This window comes from Curtobacterium sp. B8, assembly GCF_000333315.1.
Classification (GTDB): Bacteria; Actinomycetota; Actinomycetes; order Actinomycetales; family Microbacteriaceae; genus Curtobacterium; species Curtobacterium luteum.
On sequence record NZ_BACW01000548.1, the window covers coordinates 1 to 2,292 of the forward strand.

A 2,292-nucleotide genomic window follows, 5' to 3' on the forward strand; every position below is an offset into this window, starting at 1 on the left:
TGCAGCAGCTCACGCCACTCGGCCGGGAGCGCACTCGCTCCGTAGAGCGCGCCCGCGAGCCCACCCGCGATCGCCGCCACCGTGTCCGTGTCGTTGCCGGTGCGGACCGCGCGGACGAGGGCGTCCTCGAGGCTCGTGCTCCGTCTGACCGCCGCGTACGCAGCCTGGAACGCGGACACCACCCAGCCGTTCGAGTCCGTGAAGTCGACCGGCTCCGAGTGCTCCGCCGTCACGATCCGGTCGACCCAGATCCGCCGCTTGTCGAGGTCGAGCAGGTCGAGGCCCGCCATGACGTCGAGCTCGCCCGTGAGCACCGCCTCCCGGATCGCCACACACCAGAGCGCGCACGCATCCCCCGCGTCAGACTCGTAGTGTGTGAGGTCACTGATGGCCCGCGCGGCCTCCGCCAACCGGAGCTCCTCGTCGACCGCTCCCGTCAGGTAGCCGAGCACCAGCGGCGCCGTCCGCATGAGCGAGCCGTTGCCCGCCGAACGCCCTCGGAACTCGTGTTCCTGCCGGGCCGCGGCCCGCGCGCTCACGGCGGTACGGACCTCCAGGCCGGTCAAGACGTTGCGCGTCTGGATGCCGACGTCGGGCGCGGTCCGTGCCCAGTCTGCCCAGGCCGCCACCAGGCCGTCGAGGGCGACCTCACTGGCGGGGTCGCCGCCGCGAGCGAGGGTGCGGAGGATCGGGACGGCCATGCTCGTGTCGTCGGTCCACTCCCCCGGCGCCCAGCCGAAGGAGCCGCCGCCGGCCATCCGGATCGGGGTGGGTTCGGGGACGACGGGGCGGAACTCGTAGCCGGCACCGAGGGCGTCGCCGGCGGCGGAGCCGAGGACAGCGCCGATCGCGCGGTCGCGGGTGGTGGTGTTCATGGCCGCCTGCCTTCCGGTCGAGGTTTGCGCGGTTCTGCGCTAACCGAGTTCCACTGTTCCATCTCATCGTGATTTACGCAAGCGTGCGTAAACTCGGCGTCGTGACTTCGTCTTCGTACCGCGATCCTTCCGGCAAACGCCTGGTCGACTACCCGCGGCCATCAGTGGCTGTGGACACAGCGGTCCTGACGGTGCCTGTGGGGGAACCGCTGTCGGTGTTGCAGGTGCGCGATGCCGCCGACGGGGACTGGCGACTGCCGGGGACGTTCGTGCACGAGGGCGAGCGGCTGGCTTCGGCCGTGTTGCGATCACTGTCCGACAAGGCGGGCGTGACCGGGCTGGCACCGTCGCAGTTGCACGTGTTGACGATCCCGCACGGGACAGTCGGGGGTGGGTGTTGTCGGTGGCGCACCTCGACGTGGTGCCGGCTCCATCGCTGTCTGGTGCTCTCGATGCGTCGCGGGCGCGGCTCGTGCCAGTCGACGACGCGGCGGGGATGGTGCACGGGCACGACGAGATCGTGGCGTTCGCGGTGGGCTCGTTGCGGGCGCTCTACAGTGCGGCGCCGGACCCACGGGGGCTCGTGGCGGAGCCGTTCACGATGACCGAGCTGCGGCGGGTGCACGAGGCCGTGGCGGGGCGGGCGTTGCAGCCGGACTCGTTCCGGAGGGCGATGCTGCCGAGGCTCGTGGCGACGGAGGAGAAGCGGGCGGAGGGGCCGGGGAAGCCGGCGGGGATGTACCGGCGGCACGATCGTCGGTAGCGATCTCGTTCCTGCACAGTCAGGTCGTTCGGCCGCTTCACCACAACCCGACGGCACCGCTCGTCGGACGCGCTCCCGTGCGACGACACTGCTCGTGATGGAGCACTGGGATGCGGACGATGCTCGACGGCGGCACATGGCGCGCTTCGGCCGACGGGACACAGCGCCCGAGCTCGCCCTGCGGCGTGAACTCCACCGCCGCGGGCGACGCTTCTTCGTGGACCGCCAGGTGAGCAAACAGTGTCGGGTGCGGCCCGACCTGGTCTTCCCGCGCGCACGCGTAGCCGTGTTCGTCGACGGGTGTTTCTGGCACTACTGCGAGGAGCACGCGCACCTCCCGAAGGCGAACGCCGAGCTCTGGCGTCGGAAGCTGCTGGCGAATCGTCGGCGGGACGCGCAGAACGAGGCGATCCTCGTGTCCGAGGGATGGCGGGTGCTGCGGTTCTGGGAGCACGAGAACCCGAGTCCCGCGGCGGACGAGATCGAGGGAGTTCTCGTTCACCGGAGCGCCGTGGTCCACCAACAGCAACCGCGATTCCACGCGCCGCGGGCCGCTCCCGCAGCGTCTCGACCAGAATCCGAACGAGGGGTGCCGCGTCTTGGCAACGAATGGCAAAACGGCGAAATGATGGATTGATCACGTGAAGCACCAGT

3 protein-coding genes are annotated in these 2,292 nt (G+C 70.4%); 2 read left to right on the forward strand and 1 reads right to left on the reverse strand.

The genetic code is table 11. The features are described from left to right. Nucleotides 1-875 (reverse strand): ADP-ribosylglycohydrolase family protein (locus I59_RS14785; RefSeq protein ID WP_022904535.1); only part of this gene is annotated, 875 nt, incomplete at its 3' end. 472 nt (nt 876-1,347) lie between these two features. Here I59_RS14785 and I59_RS23630 point away from each other — a divergent pair. Together I59_RS23630 and I59_RS14795 are read left to right on the forward strand one after the other, a co-directional pair. Then, the gene (locus I59_RS23630) at nt 1,348-1,638 is read left to right on the forward strand and encodes a hypothetical protein (protein ID WP_261976590.1); all 291 of its coding nucleotides are present in this window, start codon (nt 1,348-1,350) and stop codon (nt 1,636-1,638) included. 97 nt (nt 1,639-1,735) lie between these two features. Continuing rightward, on the forward strand, nt 1,736-2,275 hold the full coding sequence (locus I59_RS14795; protein WP_083882158.1) for a very short patch repair endonuclease: 540 nt from the start codon (nt 1,736-1,738) through the stop codon (nt 2,273-2,275). Nucleotides 2,276-2,292 lie beyond the last annotated feature (17 nt).

Excerpts from the sequence above, each read along its gene's own strand:
- I59_RS14795 (WP_083882158.1), top strand. The coding sequence starts at position 1,736 with ATGGAGCACTGGGATGCGGACGATGCTCGACGGCGGCACATGGCGCGC.